At 73.2% G+C, this 15,524-nt stretch carries 12 protein-coding genes; 8 read left to right on the top strand and 4 right to left on the bottom strand.

The window, feature by feature from the left end; genetic code table 11:
• The first annotated feature begins 93 nt into the window (after nucleotides 1-93).
• From V1633_RS14585 to V1633_RS14575, 3 genes are all read left to right on the top strand, one after another.
• Complete coding sequence (locus V1633_RS14585) at nucleotides 94-1,446, top strand: ArsB/NhaD family transporter (protein WP_331214836.1); 1,353 nt, start codon at nucleotides 94-96, stop codon at nucleotides 1,444-1,446.
• Nucleotides 1,447-1,590: 144 nt separating this feature from the next.
• Nucleotides 1,591-3,315, top strand: a complete 1,725-nt coding sequence (locus tag V1633_RS14580; RefSeq protein WP_331214835.1) for an alpha/beta hydrolase — start codon at nucleotides 1,591-1,593, stop codon at nucleotides 3,313-3,315.
• Between the two features lie 225 nt (nucleotides 3,316-3,540).
• A complete protein-coding gene (locus V1633_RS14575) occupies nucleotides 3,541-3,969 on the top strand; it encodes a hypothetical protein (protein WP_331214834.1) in 429 nt (142 codons plus the stop codon).
• A 31-nt stretch (nucleotides 3,970-4,000) separates the two neighbouring features.
• On the opposite strand, the gene V1633_RS14570 is transcribed toward V1633_RS14575, so the two are convergent.
• The 4 genes from V1633_RS14570 to V1633_RS14555 all read right to left on the bottom strand — a co-directional run bounded on the left by V1633_RS14570 (nucleotide 4,001) and on the right by V1633_RS14555 (nucleotide 7,509).
• On the bottom strand, nucleotides 4,001-4,930 hold the full coding sequence (locus V1633_RS14570) for an inositol monophosphatase family protein (RefSeq protein ID WP_331214833.1): 930 nt from the start codon (nucleotides 4,928-4,930) through the stop codon (nucleotides 4,001-4,003).
• 43 nt (nucleotides 4,931-4,973) lie between these two features.
• Complete coding sequence (locus tag V1633_RS14565; RefSeq protein WP_331214832.1) at nucleotides 4,974-5,627, bottom strand: hypothetical protein; 654 nt, start codon at nucleotides 5,625-5,627, stop codon at nucleotides 4,974-4,976.
• Nucleotides 5,627-6,634, bottom strand: coding sequence for a hypothetical protein (locus V1633_RS14560; RefSeq protein ID WP_331214831.1), 1,008 nt, complete (start codon nucleotides 6,632-6,634; stop codon nucleotides 5,627-5,629). The genes V1633_RS14565 and V1633_RS14560 overlap by 1 nt, the downstream gene beginning before the upstream one ends.
• A 77-nt stretch (nucleotides 6,635-6,711) precedes the next feature.
• Nucleotides 6,712-7,509: a methyltransferase domain-containing protein gene (locus tag V1633_RS14555; protein ID WP_331214830.1), complete on the bottom strand. Its 798-nt coding sequence runs from the start codon at nucleotides 7,507-7,509 to the stop codon at nucleotides 6,712-6,714.
• A 258-nt stretch (nucleotides 7,510-7,767) separates the two neighbouring features.
• Between V1633_RS14555 and V1633_RS14550 the strand changes: the two genes are divergently transcribed.
• From V1633_RS14550 to V1633_RS14530, 5 genes are all read left to right on the top strand, one after another.
• On the top strand, nucleotides 7,768-7,974 hold the full coding sequence (locus tag V1633_RS14550; RefSeq protein WP_331214829.1) for a hypothetical protein: 207 nt from the start codon (nucleotides 7,768-7,770) through the stop codon (nucleotides 7,972-7,974).
• 884 nt (nucleotides 7,975-8,858) lie between these two features.
• Nucleotides 8,859-11,576: a class III lanthionine synthetase LanKC gene (gene lanKC / locus V1633_RS14545; RefSeq protein WP_331214828.1), complete on the top strand. Its 2,718-nt coding sequence runs from the start codon at nucleotides 8,859-8,861 to the stop codon at nucleotides 11,574-11,576.
• Between the two features lie 29 nt (nucleotides 11,577-11,605).
• Nucleotides 11,606-11,734 (top strand): SapB/AmfS family lanthipeptide, encoded by a 129-nt coding sequence (locus tag V1633_RS14540; RefSeq protein ID WP_101366223.1) that lies wholly within the window; start codon nucleotides 11,606-11,608, stop codon nucleotides 11,732-11,734.
• 75 nt (nucleotides 11,735-11,809) lie between these two features.
• A complete protein-coding gene (locus V1633_RS14535; protein ID WP_331214827.1) occupies nucleotides 11,810-13,672 on the top strand; it encodes an ABC transporter ATP-binding protein in 1,863 nt (620 codons plus the stop codon).
• Entirely contained in the window at nucleotides 13,669-15,507 is a 1,839-nt protein-coding gene (locus tag V1633_RS14530) for an ABC transporter ATP-binding protein (RefSeq protein ID WP_331214826.1), read from the top strand. Before V1633_RS14535 ends, V1633_RS14530 begins: the two co-directional genes overlap by 4 nt.
• Nucleotides 15,508-15,524: the final 17 nt, after the last annotated feature.

Genomic DNA, 15,524 nt, shown 5'->3' with positions numbered 1-15,524 from the left:
GGACGGGGAGCTTCCCGGCGTACCGCGACCTCGGGGAGGCGGGCCGGCGGCGCCGGGACGGCAGGCCGTCGTGGTGTGCGAAGATCCTGCTCTGTGGGCATCGACCAGGACGGCCCGTCCTCCTCCGTCGCGCCGGGAGAACCCGACGCCCTCCCCACCCCGGTCACCGGGCCGCCGTTCCGGGCCGACGTCACACCACGACCGCCGACCGGCGCCGAGGACCCGGGGGTCGGGGGCGACGACGGCCGTCGGCGACGCCCGCCGTGGTGGCGGCGGTTCGGGGTGCTCGACTGGATCGCGGTCGGACTGCTGACCGCCGGTGTGCTCGGTGTGCTGACCGGGCTGCTGCCGGCCGCCGAGGCCGACGCGACGATGGCCCGGATCATGCCGATCCTGCTCTTCCTCGGCACGATCGTGATCGTGGCCGAGCTGACCGCCACCGCCGGGGTCTTCGACGTGATCGCCGCCCGGCTGGCCGCCGCCGCGCGCGGCAGCTACCCCGCGTTGTTCCTGCTCTGTGTGCTCTTCGCCTCGGTGACCACGATCGCGCTGAACCTGGACACCACGGCGGTCCTGCTCACCCCGGTGATGCTCGCGCTCGCCGTCCGGCTGGGCATTCCGGCGGTGCCACTGGCGATGACCACGGTGTGGCTGGCGAACACCGCCAGTCTGCTGCTGCCGGTGTCGAATCTGACCAACATCCTCGCCGCCGGTCGGGTCAACCTGGAACCGGTCTCGTTCGCCGCCCGGATGTGGCTGCCGCAGCTGGTGGCGATCACGGTCACCATGGTCGCGCTCTGGGGCTGGTACTGGCGGCGGGGCCGGCGCGGCGCCGACCGGTTCACCCCGCCGGTCCCGGCGCCTCCCGCCGACCCGGTGCTCTACCGTACGGCGTTCGCCGCCTGTCTGCTCTTCGTGGCCGGCATCCTGTTCGGGGTCGAGATCGGGCTCGCCTCGGCGGTCGCCGCCGGCATCGTGCTCGTCGGTTTCCTGTTCCGGGCCCGGGATCGGCTGACTCTGGCCCTGGTGCCGTGGCGGCTGCTGATTTTTGTCACCGGTCTCTTCCTGGTGCTGCAGACGGTCGGCCGGTACGGCCTCGACGAGCTGGTCACCGCTCTGGTCGGGGCCGACCCGGGTGCCCTGGGCGCGCTGCGGGCCGGTGCCACCGGCGCCACGTTGTCCAATGTGGTCAACAACCTGCCGGCGTACGTCGCCGGCGAGGCGGCGATCCCGAAGGCCAACCACACCCAACTGCTCGCCCTGCTGATCGGCACCAACGTCGGGCCGCTGGCCACCCCGTGGGCCTCACTCGCCACCCTGATCTGGTACGAGCGCTGCGCCGCCTACGGGGTCCGGGTGCCGCTGGGCCGGTTCATGGCCACCGGGCTGGTGCTCGCGGTCTGCTGCACCGCCGCCACCGTCGGCGCCCTGCTGCTGGTCTCCTGAGTGGTCCCCGCGGGCGCCTCGGGCGCCCCGCGGTCTCGGTCGGAAGGATGAGGCCGACGAAGCCACCCGCACCTCAGTGATGATGACGGGTCCGGAAACGGCTGGCTACGCTCTCTTCATCCGATTCCTGCTGGAAGGAGTACCGTGCGCCGCCTCGTCAGAAGTGTGGTGACCTCGGCGACCATCCTCGCGTTGCTCGCCACCCCGGTGGCCGCCCAGGCCGCCGACCCGTTCGACCCCTATCTGGACCAGGAGATCGCCTGGGGGCCCTGTCTGTTCACGCCGGTCGAGGGGATGCGGCCCACGGAGTGCGCCCTCGTCACCGTGCCCCGCGACTGGGCCGCGCCGGACGCCGGCGTCGACCTGCGGGTCTCGGTCAGCCGGGCGAAGGCCACCGGTGAGCGGCTCGGCGCGATCCTGCTCAACCCGGGTGGCCCCGGGGGTCAGGGCACCTCCCTGGCCGGGTTCCTGGCCGCGCTCCAGCCGGCCGTCAACCAGCGCTACGACTTCATCGGCATGGACCCGCGCGGCACCGGCCAGGAGGGCGGGACCGCCCCGGAGCAGTTGGGCCTGGTCTGCGAGATTCCGACCGGCCGCCTCTCCACCCGGACCGACCTCGACGCCCGGGACCGGTCCCGGGAGAGCATCACCGAGCACCAGAAGGCACCCCGGGCCATCGCCGAGGCATGCCAGAGCGAGGCGCTGACCCGGTACGTCACCACCTGGCAGACCGCGCACGACATGGAGCTCATCCGGCGACTGCTGGGCGACCCCACGCTCAACTACGTCGGCTACTCCTACGGCACCTGGCTCGGCGCCAAGTACGCCTCGCTCTTCCCGGCCAGCACCGGCAAGATGGTGCTCGACTCCAGCGTCAACTGGCAGGGCCGGCTGCAGGCCGCCTTCGAGGCGTTCCCGATGATCGGGCAGCGGCAGCTCGACGACGTCTACCTGCCCTGGACCGCGCGCCAGTTCCCGGAGATCGTCGGCGACACCCCGGCCGAGGCGGCCCGGACCTGGGAGCAGGCCCGTGCCTACGCCAAGACCGTGGGCATCTCCGGCGACACCTACGACGGCGTCTTCGTCGGCATGGGCAGCGAGATCCGGTGGCTCCTCGCCACCCTGCTCTTCACGCTGGCCGCCCAGGAGATGAACGGGGAGAGCCCGGGGGCCGGGGTACCGGAGACCCTGCGCACCGAGCTGGACGGGCTGGCCCGGGCCGAGTACGGCGTACCGCTCGCGGAGTTGACGGTGCGGACGATCAGCGCCGAGGCTCCCGACGACTACGTGACCTTCCCGCTCACCCGGGCCGCGGTCGCCTGCGGCGACCAGCCCACCCGCTCCGCCACCTGGTACCGCAACCTCAGCGACCGGCAGGGCCCGCGCTACCCGCTGTTCGGCTGGGCGTACGGGATCTCCGAGCCGTGCGCCTTCTGGTCCGATCCGCCCCGGCAGACCCTGCCGAACCTGCCCGCCGAGGTCGCCTCGAAGATCCTCGTCGTGCAGGCCGAGTTCGACCCGCAGACCGGCTACGAGCAGGCCCGGGCGGCGGTACGGGCGGCGCCCGGCGTCAGCATGGTCTCGGTCGACGACGCCACCTTCCACGGCCAGTACGCGGTCGACGGCAACCCGTGCGTCGACGGGATGGTCAACGTCTTCCTGCTGCACAACTCGCGCCCGTCGGACGCGACCTGCCCCGGCCTGCCGCTGCCCGGTGAGACCGAGGTGTACCCGGTCGCCGGCCCGGTGAAGCGGGACAACCGCACGCTCGACCCGGCGGCGCGGTTGTCCGCCGAGAGCCTGCCCGAGCTGCGCGAGGCGGTACGGGAGCGGATCGCGCTGGTCAACCCGGGACAGCCGGTCCGCTGACCGCCCACGGTCGCCCCCGGGCCCCCCCCGGGGGCCCCCGGGGCCCCCCCGGGCCGCGGCCCCCCCCCCCCCCCCCCCCGGGCCCCCCCCCCACAGCGGGCACCGGCGGGGGCGGTGCCCGCCCCGGGCCCCCGGGGGCCCGGGGGGGGGCCCGGGGGGCCCCCGACGTTCCGGCGCCGCTCCGCCAGCAGGCAGCGGGCAGCGGACGACTGGCACTATCAGCGGATGAGCTCGATCATCAGGTTCTTCGTCGCCCCCGACGACGCGGTCGCCGCCGGTGTCGCGGAAGGAGGTCCCGGAGCGGACCTCCGGCAGGCGACCTACGGCAACTTCGACGTCTGGCTGACGCTCGAGGAGTGGGAGAGCATCCTGTTGAACCGGGACCTCGACGAAGTCGGCGACGCCGGGGGCCCGGACATCCTCAGCGGTGCTGACGGGCCCGTGGTGCTGCTCGTTCCGCCCGAGCTCACCAAGGCGTTGGCCGAAGCCGACGACGACACACTCGAACGGGCCGTCGGGCGGTGGATCGCGCTCCGCGCCGAGGAGGGCGAGGACATCGAGGATGAGCTGGCCCACGAGCTGCTCGGTGAGGTGGCGGCGTTGTCCGCGGACGCGGAACGCACCAGGGGCGGTCTCTACTGCTGGATCTGCTGAATCCCGACCTCGTCGACCGTGAGCGGGCCGGTCACCAACCCACGCTGGAGAGGCTGACCGGGGTGAGCCGCCGCATCTCGGGCTCGATCCACTGGGCGGCCGTGACGAGCTTGACCAGCCGGTCGATGGTCTCCGGCGGGCCGGCCACGAAGCTGCGCCGCTCGGCGGGCACGCCGATCCGGGGGTCGAACTCGGTGCCGTCGAGGGCGCGGACGACCATCCCCGACTCGGTGGCGAGCAGCACACCGGCCGGCAGGTCCACCGCCTCCGGCCGGTAGCCGACGATCCCGTCGATGTCGCCCCGGGCCAGCATGACCCAGGAGAGCAGCGGCGCCCAGAGCTGCAGGACCCGACGGGCGGTGCCGTCCAGCACCACCTTCAGCGCGCGCAGGGTGCTGTCGTCGCGGCGTACGTCGTGGCCCTGGGTCCAGGCCAGCACCGGGGCGGTCGGCACGGGCCGGTGCGGCAGCCGCAGCGGGACGGGGTCGGCCGGAGCGCCGCTGTCCGGAGCCGCGCCGGGGTGCACCACGGCGCCGTGGCCGCGTACCGCCGACCAGGTGCGCCCGGAGATCGGGTCGTGCACCACGCCGAGCACCGGGACCCGGTCCGCGCAGAGCGCGAGCCCCACCACGTAGGCGGGCAGTCCGATGGCGACGTTGTTGGTCCCGTCGAGCGGGTCGACCAGCCAGGTCCAGGTGTCCTCGGCGGCCGCGTACCGGCCACCCTCCTCGGCGAAGATCTCGTGGTCCGGGAAACGCTCCCGGATCCGGTCGACAAGCAGTCGCTCGGCGGCGAAGTCGAGGTCGGTGACCACATCACCCGGGCCTTTCGCGCGGACGTTGATGTCGCCGCGCACCCCTTCCCGGAGCAACCGGCCCGCCGCGGTGGCCGCCTCGACGGCGAACTGTTGGGCTTCCCGGAGATCGGGTGAGGTCCCCGTCCAGGTCCACGTACGCGCCATCGGACTCCTCCAGCCTCGCCGCGGGTCTACCGCTCGTCACGTGTCATGCGTGCGCCGCCACCCGTTCGGCGATCCCCCGGGCCGCGCGGGCGGTCTCCGCCGCGTCGCAGCGGACCCGTCGGCTCCGCTCGACGCGCCCGTGCAGCGGCCCCAGGCTCAGGTCGTGTGCTCCGGGTGCGGTCCGGCCGAGCGCGACGGTGACCGCCTCCGCGCCGTCGGGCACCTCCGAGGTGTGGAAGCTGCCGGCCGACAACGTGTAGCTGGCCCCGGCGGAGTGCCGTTCCACGGCGCCGAGCCGGGCCCGGACCAGTCGTGGCGTCGGCCGGATCTCGTCCAGGTCACCTCGGCTGTGCACCTCGTGCACCCGGTGCGTCGGCTCGACGGCGGACTCGGTCACCTCGATGATCTCGTTGCGCACCTCGCCGTACAGGACCTGGCTGAGCAGGTCCCAGCTGTGCGAGTGCATACCGGAGGTCACCGGTGTGACGGCCGGGCGGTCCGCCGCCCAGAGGTGGACGCAGATGCCGTCCTCGCCGCTGCGGTCGATCGGCAGGCAGATGAACCCGAGCGGATGGCGGACGGCCCTGAGGTGGCGGCGACCGTCCGCGATCTCGGTCAGCACGTCGATCACCCAGGCGTGCACCCGGCGGCTGCCGGTGCCACGGCCGATCTCCTGGTAGAGCTCGGGATAGTTCATCACTCGTAGGGGTTCCTCGCCTGGATCGCCTTGACGATGATGTCCGAGACCTCCCGATCGCCGTAGGCGCGCGGAAGGGGCAGACCTAGCGCCACGAAGAGCCTCCGGGTCTGTTCGACCGACGGCTCGTCGTCGAGCTGCACCTGCCTCGCCTGTTCGATCGGGACCCGACGGCTCTGCTCGCGGCTGTACTGAAGCTCGATGCTATAACGGTGGTAGTAGATTTCCCGCCGATCGATGCGAAGTGCCGGAGTCTGCGGATTTTCCTGCGTGATGATGACGCAGCTGGACGACAGGTCGTATCGGAAGGTGCTCATCCGGTTCGACAGTCGTACGTCGATGTTGAGCAGTCCCGAACGCTGCTGGTGCCAGCAGGCGGCGAGCACGGTGGCGTAGGACTCCTTGCGGGTCCGGTCCACCGTCCAGCGCTCCCCGGTGGCGTCCGGCCGTGGCGAGAGGCTGCGCCGGAACTGTGCGTACCGTTCACAGACCTGCTCGTCGGTCGGGTCGATGATCTCGATTCCGAAGTCGAGTGTGCCGTTGCGCCGGCGGGCGTGCTCGATGCACTCGGGCAGGGTGACCGCGCGGGTGTACGTGCCGGTGCCGCCCCTGAACCGCCAGCGGTCGGTCTGGGCCCGGGCCTCGGCGTGCGCCGCGCCCACCTCGGCTCCGTTGAGCACCCGGACCATCGAGGCGCTGTTGATCGCCGAACGGGCCCCGGCCAGCACCCCGTCCTCGGCGGTGATCTGGGCCAGGTGCGGCACCAACTCGTCGAGCCGGGCGTTGCTCTCGGCCAGCATCTGGCGGCCCGCCTTCTCCGCCGTGTCCCGCCGCCACCGCTCCCGGAGCAGCGCCTGGGCGAGCAGCGCGAGGATCAGCAGGATCACGCTGTTGACCACGTCCTGCGGCACGTCGTCGATGATTCCGAGGATGGCCACGGTCAGCGCGATGGCCAGTCCGAAGAAGGCATCCAGGTTGCTGGCGACCCAGCTGATGAGGCGCGCCATTTTCACTCCCGGCCGACGACGATCCACCCATGATAGTCGCCGGTCAATTGAGGACAATTACGATGGACGGTGACATGTCACCGGGGACGGGCGGCGACCACCAACGACCCGCCGAGCCCCGGCAGAAGTCGGGCCAGGGTACGCGACTTCACCCACCGGCCGCCGCGCAGCCGCCAGCCGACGTAGTTGGACCGGACCAGGACGGGTTCCAGCTCCGCCCGACGCAGCACGTCGCGCAGCAGTGACACGGTGAACGGGCGGATGTGCATCCGGAGATAGGGGTGGGCCGGGTTGACCTGCCGGGGTGCCCGGCCGAGCAGGAAACTGAACCGGTCCTGCAGCCCCGCCAGGTTCGGCGTGGTCAGCACGAGCAGTCCGGTCGGGGCGAGCACCCGGCGGCACTCCCGCAGCAACGCGAGCGGGTCGTAGACGTGCTCGATCAGCTCCCCCATCAGCACGCCGGCCAGGGCGCCGTCCCGCAGTGGCAACGGGCGGGTGACATCCAGGCACAGCGCGCCGACGGCGGGCCACCGGGCCGCGACCACCGCGTCGAAGGCCAGGTCCGCGACCAGCGGCGGCCACGGCGGATCCGGTACGTCCGCCAGCATGCTCACCGGTCCGCAGCCGAGTTCGAGCACCGGCCGCCGCGCCCCGGCCGCCGGTCGTCCCGCCGGGGCGTCCCGGCCCGCCACGCCGTTCCCGCCCGACCGGACCCCGTCGAGCAGCATCCGCACCGCGAGTTCCCGGCGGACCCGGTGGTACGGGTCGGCGACGTACCGGCGGACCGCCGTGCCGTCGCCGTAGCCGTCCCGGTTGACCAGCCGCCCATCGGCCTCGACGCTCCGCGGGGTGGATCGGGAAGGTGACTCCCGCATCGGTCCTCCACTGTCCGACCGGCGCCACTTCTCCGGTACGCCTCCTGGTCCACATCGAAACACGCGGGCGGCCCCCGGCGGCGGATCCCGCACGGTGGCGTGGCAACACGACCACCGAGGCCCCGGGGGGTCGCCTCGGGCCGGACGACCCGGCGGGCCAGCGCCGCGTTTGCGGAGCGCGCGGCGACGGGTATCAGGTTCGTCGACAGTCGGCGGGGCCGCCGGCTGTCGACCCCGTTCCCCTGCAAGGAGGCCATCGTGCGCTACGGATCGATTGGCGGCGTGATCGTGGTGATCTGGCTGATCATCGGGGCGATCGCCGCCGGACAACGCGGTTACTTCGACCGGGACAACAACAACTGTGCCGAGGCGGGTACCACCGTGGTGACCGTCATCGCGGGGCCGCTGAACTACGTCGGCGCGAACCCCGAGATCGAGTGTGAGGTGCCGCAGCCCTCGCAGTGAGCTGACGGCCGGTCCGGATCTGGCCCTGCCGACCCGCGATCCGCACCGGCGGAACACGGACCCATCTCGGAGGGGGTGCGGGTGGTCGGGACGGTGACGTCCCGACCGAGCCAACCGTCCTTCGCACCGGTACCGATCGTCACCCGCCGGTGACAGGGTTGGCCGGAGTTGTCGTTCCCGTGCCCCGTAGGGCCTGCCCTCCCCGACCGACAGGCGGACTTTCTCCCACCCGGCGGTCCGACTTTCCGGCGCCCCCTCCGCATGCCGGCCGTCCGTTCGGACAGCGGCCTGCGGTGACAATTTCTTCCGCGGCCTCCCCGCCGCCGCGCATATCGCGCGCTCGACCACGAACCGGGCGTGGAGCGGCGACCGTCGGGCGGACACAGCGCCGCGTCGAAGCTGTCGAAAACAACACTTCCTGAAACGCCATGACGATGTTGATCATTGTCCGTCGTCAATTCCGGCACGACGTCGGCCGCAAATCCGCGAGATCGGTTCACCTCTTGTGCACGCGATCGTCCACCTGGATCCACCGCAGGTGGAGGCCGCACCTGAGGCACGGAGGCGGGTAATCCGCGACATATTCGCATTGGCCCGAAGACTTCCCGGTCCGGGGGCCAGGTGACCCCGTGTCCGACGTATCCAGCCACATCGGACCAGCCGATCAGACGACTCACGTCACACCCGGTCGCGCTACACTATCCGGACATGTCGATATAGGTGCCCATCAATTGTCTCGCCCCCCTGACATTTGTCATAAGTACCCGTGCACGACGCACTCCCGGGGATGACTTAACACACTAGTAACAACTCGGAGCAGCCAAGGAGACTCGGATACGTCGATGAAACAGAGGTCCCCAGGTACCAGCCGAGGAGCCGCGACAATGGACGAACGCTACGACGCCTACTGCGCGGTCGACCCGCTGTTCTACGACTCTCTCAGCACCACCACCGCCGTCACCGACGGCTTCGCCGTGGCGGACCGGCCGATCCCGGCGGGCTGGCGACGCGAGCCGAGCGACGACTGGTTCATCTACGGACCCGAGGGCGGATCCCTGCCGCAACAGGGCTGGAAGATCCACATCTCGGCCGGGCTGGCCAACGCCGAGCGGGTGCTGGCGAGCGTCTGGGACTACTGCGTACCACGCGGCCTCTCCTTCAAGTTCCTGCGCGGCCCCCGCATGCTCCTGATGCGCAACTCGAAGTACGCCCGGCGCGGCTCCAGCGGCAAGTTCGTCACCGTCTACCCCCGCGACGAGGCCGAACTCGAACTGGCCTGCAAGGAGCTCGCCGAACGACTCGACGGCGAGGCCGGCCCGTACATCCTCAGTGACCTGCGGTACGGGACGGGCCCGGTGTACGTCCGGTACGGCGGCTTCGCGGCGCGCTACTGCCTCTCCGACGACGGCCAGGTGGTGCCGGCCATCGAGGACGGCACCGGAACGCTGGTGCCGGACCGCCGGGACCCGGTGTTCCACGTGCCCGACTGGGTGAGCCTGCCCGCCTTCCTCGAGCCGCACCTCGCCGCCCGTGGTGCCGTCTCCACCACCGACCTGCCGTACCGGATCGAGCGGGTCATCCACTTCTCGAACGGCGGCGGCCTCTACGTCGGCCGGGACACCCGGACGGACACCCAGGTCGTACTCAAGGAGGCCCGGCCGCACGCCGGTCTGGACGCCGACGGCAGGGACGCGGTGGCCCGACTGAACCGCGAGGCCGACATGCTGCGCCGGCTCGCCGGCGTACCCCAGGTGGCCCGGGTACACGACCAGTTCGTCCTCGGCGACCACCACTTCCTCGCACTCGAGTACATCGAGGGTCGCGCGCTGAACAAGCTCCTGGTCGAGCGGTATCCGCTGGTGGACCCGGAGAGCACGGCGGAGCGGCTGGCCGAGTACACCGACTGGGCAATACGGATCCACGAGCAGGTCGAACGGATCGTCGACGCGATCACCGCACACGGCGTGGTCTACGGCGACCTGCACCTGTTCAACATCATGGTGGGCCCGGACGACCGGGTGACCCTGGTCGACTTCGAGGTCGCCGCGCCGGTCACCGAGGCGACCCGGCCCGCCCTGCGCAACCAGGGCTTCGCCGCCCCGCGCGACCGGACCGGGCCCGCCGTGGACCGGTACGCCCTGGCCTGCCTGCGACTCGCGCTGTTCCTGCCGCTTACCCCGCTGGTCCGGCTCGCCCCGGCCAAGGCCGCCCACTTCGCCGACATCATCGCGGCGCAGTTCCCCGTCCCGCGTGACTTCCTCGACCGGGCGGTCGAGGAGATCCGCGGCGGCGAGGCCACCGACACCGACGACGGCGGCGACCAGCCGGTCGGACGGACGGTTCCGGTCCCGGGCGCCGAGGCGTTCGCCTCCGGTGCGACCGGCTGGCCCGGGATACGCGACCGACTCGCCGGCGCCATCCTGGCCAGCGCCACTCCCGGCCGCGACGACCGGCTCTTCCCCGGCGACATCGACCAGTTCCGCACCGGCGGGCTCAACCTCGGGTACGGCGCCGCAGGCGTACTGCACGCGTTGCTCCTCGCCGGTGCGGAGCCCCCCGAGGAGCACACGCAGTGGCTGGTGAAGCAGGCCCTGAGCCCTGCCTCCGGGACCCGGTGCGGGTTCTGGGACGGACTGCACGGGGTCGCCTTCGCTCTGGACGGCCTCGGCCGGCGGCAGGAGGCCCTCGACGTACTCGACATCTGCCTGCGGGAACCGTGGCAGGACCTCGGCCCGGATCTGGCGAGCGGACTCTCCGGCATCGCGCTCAACCTCGCCGAGTTCGCCGGCCGCACCGGCGAGCCGGTCCTGCGGGACGCCGCGTGGCGCGCCGCCGAACTGGTCACCGAACGACTCGGTGAGCCGGTGCCACCAGCCGGCCCGGAGAACGACGGCCCGGTCACCGGGTCGGAGATCAGCGGCGGGCAGCACCCGTACGCCGGGCTGACCCGGGGACGCAGCGGCCCCGCCCTGATGTTCCTCCGACTGTACGAACTGACCGGTGACCGCGCACTGCTCGACCGGGCCGGTGCCGCACTCCGGCACGACCTGCGCCGGTGCGTACTGCGCCCGGACGGCGCGCTGGAGGTCAACGAGGGCTGGCGGACGATGCCGTACCTGGCACACGGCAGTGTCGGCATCGGAATCGTCCTCGACCAGTACCTGCGGCACCGCTCCGAGCCTGATCTGGCGGCCTCGGCGGGCGCCATCCGAGAAGCGGCCCGGGCCCCGTTCTACGCCCAGTCCGGCCTGTTCGCCGGGCGGGCGGGGATCATCGCCTACCTGGCCGCCCGGGTCGCCGGGACAGGCAGCACGGCCGGGACCGGACCCGTCGCCGGTGACACCACCGACGGCGGAGCCACCGACCGGGCCGAACTGCACCGGCAGGTCTCCCGGCTGGCCTGGCACGCGATGCCGTACCAGGGCTTCCTCGCCTTCCCCGGCGAGCAGCTGCTGCGGCTGTCGATGGACCTCGCCACCGGCGCGGCGGGCGTACTGCTCACCACCGGCGCGGCGTGGTCCGGCCGGCCGACGACCCTGCCGTTCCTCGCGCCGCTCACCGGCGCGACCGAGCTCCCCCCGCGCGAGCGGGGGGCACGTTGAAACCGATACCTCGAGGGGAGGTGTACAACATGGCGCTTCTCGACCTTCAGGGCATGGAGCTGGCCGACCGCACCGGCGGTGGCGGCGGTGGCGGCGGCAGCCGCGCGAGCCTGCTGCTCTGCGGCGACAGCTCGCTGTCCGTGACGACCTGCAACTGAGCAGTGTGCGTCCGGGGCCCTGGGTGGGTGTACGTGCCCACCCAGGGCAACCCCCTGTAACGGGAGCGTGATGAGATGCCCAGCGACGGCGACCGGCTACTCCGACGGGCGATCCGGTACGGAGGCGGCTGGACCGTCACGCTCGCCGTCGTCGCGCTGCTCGGCGCGGGGGCCGAACTACTGCTCCCCGCCGTGCTCGGCCTGGCTGTGGACGCCGCGCTCGGCGAGACGGACCGCTGGTGGCCACTGGTCGCCTGTGCGCTGGTCGTGGTGATCGTCGCCACCGACACCCTGAGCAACCTGGCCACCGGTACCGGCACCGCCCGGGCCACCGCGCGGCTGCGGCACCAACTGCTCCGCCACCTGCTCGCGCTCGACCCACGGGCCGCCGCCCGACACCCGGTGGGCGATCTGATCGGACGGCTCGTCGGCCAGGCCGCCGACGCCGGCCAGGCCGGGGCCACCGTTGTCCTCGGCCTCACCGCCCTGCTCCCGTCGTTGGGCAGTGTCGTCGCGCTCGCCCTGCTCGACTGGCGTCTCGCCGCCACGTTCGTCGCCGGACTGCTGGTGCTCGCCGCCGGCCTGCGTACCTTTCTCACCGACGCGTCCGCCGCCGCCGCCGGCTATCTCGGCGCACAGGGACGGATCGCCGGCCGGCTGGCGGAGGCGCTGCACGGCGCCCGTACCATCGCCGCCGCGGGCACGGCCGGTGTCGAACTCGACCGGATCCTGGCGCCGCTGCCCGAACTGGGCCGGCACGGCACCCGTACCTGGGCGGCGCTGGCCCGGGCCTCCGCCCGGACGGCGGCGATCGCGCCGCTGCTGCAACTCGCGGTGGTCGCGGTCGGCGGCTGGTCGGTGGCGCAGGGACGACTCACCCCGGGACAACTCTTCGCGGCGATGCAGTACGCCGCGCTCGGTGCCGGCCTCGGCGCGGTGGTCGCCACGCTGAACCGGCTGATCCGCACCCGAGCCGGCGCGCAGCGGCTGGCGACCGTGCTCACCGAACCGGTGCTGGCGTACGGCACCGCGACGCTGCCGCCCGGACCGGGGGCGTTGGTACTGGCCGGCGTGACCGTCCGCGCGGACGACGGCCGTCCGGTGTTGGACGCCGTCGACCTGCGGGTGCCCCCCGGGGCGACGGTGGCCGTGGTCGGTCCCTCCGGCGCGGGCAAGTCCACCCTGGCGGCGGTCGCCGGACGACTGCGTGACCCGGACGCCGGCGAGGTGCTGCTCGACGGGGTGCCGCTGGGTCAACTCCGCCGTGACGTGCTCCGCCGCGCGGTCGGGTACGGCTTCGAGCGTCCCGTCCTGATCGGCGACACCATCGCGGACACCATCGTCCTCGGCGCCGCCGGACCCGGAGAACCGGGCGCGGCCGGAGCCGGAGAACCGTCCACCGCCGGACCCGGAGAACCGTGCGCGGCCGGTCCGCGGACCGGGGAGCCGACGGAACAGCTCGCCGATGCGGCCCGGGCCGCTGCCATCCACGACTTCGTCGAGCGGTTGCCCGACGGGTACGCCACCCGACTCGTCGACGCGCCGATGTCCGGCGGCGAGGCGCAACGACTGGGCCTGGCCCGTGCCCTGCTCGCCGACCGGCTGCTCATCCTGGACGACGCGACGTCGAGTCTGGACACCGCCACGGAGCACCGGATCACCCGGGCCGTCACCACGCACCGGGACCGCCGTACCCGGCTGGTGGTGACCCACCGGGCGGCGACCGCCGCCGCCGCCGACCTGGTCGCCTGGCTCGACGCCGGACGGCTGCGCGGGGTCGGCCGACACCGGGAGCTGTGGCAGGACCCGGCCTACCAGGCGATCTTCCAACCCGAGCCGGCACCGGACGGGTCGGCCGGCGCGACGGCACCGGACGGGTCGGCCGGCGCGACGGCACCGGACGGGTCGGCCGGCGAACCGGCGGAGGCGGTCCGGTGAACGGCGTCCTGCGGTTCACCGCCGGGGCACTGCGGCAACGGGCCCGCCCGCTCGGCCGGCTCGCGGCGTGGTCGGCCGCCGAGGCGCTGCCGGCACTGCTCGCCGGTCAGTTGACCGCCCGCGCCGTGGACGAGGGCTTCCTGGCCGGCCGGCCCGGCGTCGGACTGGCCTGGCTGGCGGTGCTCGCCGTCGCGGTCGGGGTCGGCGCGATCGGCACCTTCCGGGCGTACGCCTGCCTCGGCGACATCGTCGAACCGGTCCGCGACGACCTGGCGCACCGGGTCGTCGCCGGTGCGCTGCACCACTCGACGGCCGCCGGGGCCCGCCCGGACACCGCCGCGGTGGCCCGGTTGACCCACCAGGTGGAGATCGTCCGGGACACCTTCGCCGGACTGGTCATGGTGGTCCGGGGTTTCCTCTTCACCGCCGGAGCGGCACTGCTCGGCCTGCTCTCGCTGACTCCACTCGTCGCGGCCGTGGTCGCCGTGCCGCTGGCCGCCGGTCTGCTGCTGTTCGCCGCCACCCTGCCGGCGATGATCGGCCGACAGCGGGCGTACGTCCGGGCGGACGAGCGGCTGGGCACCGAGGCCGGCGCCGCGTTGACCGGCCACCGGGACGTGACCGCCTGCGGCGGGCAGGAGGTCGTGGCCGGGCGGGTGGGCCGACAGGTGGACCGGCAGGCGGCGGCCGAGCGGGCCCTGGCCCGGATGGCCGCGCTGCGCAGCCTGAGTCTGGCGGTCGGCGGTTGGCTTCCGCTCGCGGCCCTGCTGCTGGCCGCGCCGTGGCTGGTCCGCTCCGGACTCACCGCCGGCGCCGTGCTCGGTGCCCTGGTGTACGTCGCGACCGGCCTGCAGCCGGCGCTGCACGCGCTGGTGCAGGGGGTGGCCGGCGGCGGGCTGCGGTTCGCGGTGACCCTGGACCGGATCCTCGCCGCCACGACGCTGCCGGCCGTGTCCCGGCCCTCACCCGCGGAGGCGGGCACGCCACCATCGCCGGAGCCGAGCGAGGTCCCCGGGTCGGGTCCGCTGCCGCGCGCCGAACTCCTCGGAGTCAGCCTCCGGTACGGGGCGCACGCCCGCCCGGTGCTCGACGATCTTCACCTGACGCTGTGGGACGGGGACCACCTGGCCGTGGTGGGGCCGAGCGGTGCCGGGAAGTCCACCCTGGCCGCGGTGCTCGCCGGGCTGCTCCGGCCGCAGCGCGGAGTGGTCCGGCTGGCCGGGTCCCCGGTCGACGGCACCGGTCCCGCGGACCTGGCCGCCCGTCGGGTGCTCATCCCGCAGGAGGCGTACGTCTTCGCCGGCACGCTGCGGGACAACCTCCGTTACCTGCGGCCGGATGCGGCGGACGCCGAGCTGGCGGCCGTCGTGGAGCGGCTGGGGCTGCGTCCGTTGGTGGAGCGGCTCGGCGGTCTGGCCGCGGGGCTGGACCCCGGGACCCTCTCGGCCGGTGAGCGGCAGTTGATCGCGGCGGCCCGCGCCTATCTCTCCCCCGCCCCGCTGGCGATCCTCGACGAGGCGACCTGCCATCTGGACCCGGCGGCGGAGGCGACGGTGGAACTGGCCTTCGCGGCCCGGCCCGGCGCGCTGGTGGTCGTCGCACACCGGATCAGCTCCGCGCTGCGGGCACGGCGTGTCCTGGTCCTGGACGGCGGCCGGCCGAGGTCGGGGCGGCACGACCAGCTCCTGGCCGAGTCGGCGACCTACCGGGACCTGGTCGGCCACTGGCACGGCGGGCCGGACGGGAACCGGGCCGAGCTGGCGGGGTGGGCAGGATCGACGGACCGGCGCGACGGTGCCGACACCGACCCGAAGTGGATAGACTCTCTTCGATAACTGTCGGGGTGTCCGAC

The organism is Plantactinospora sonchi, assembly GCF_036422035.1.
Classification (GTDB): domain Bacteria; phylum Actinomycetota; class Actinomycetes; order Mycobacteriales; family Micromonosporaceae; genus Plantactinospora; species Plantactinospora sonchi.
This window is presented reverse-complemented; position numbering and strand designations above follow the sequence as displayed.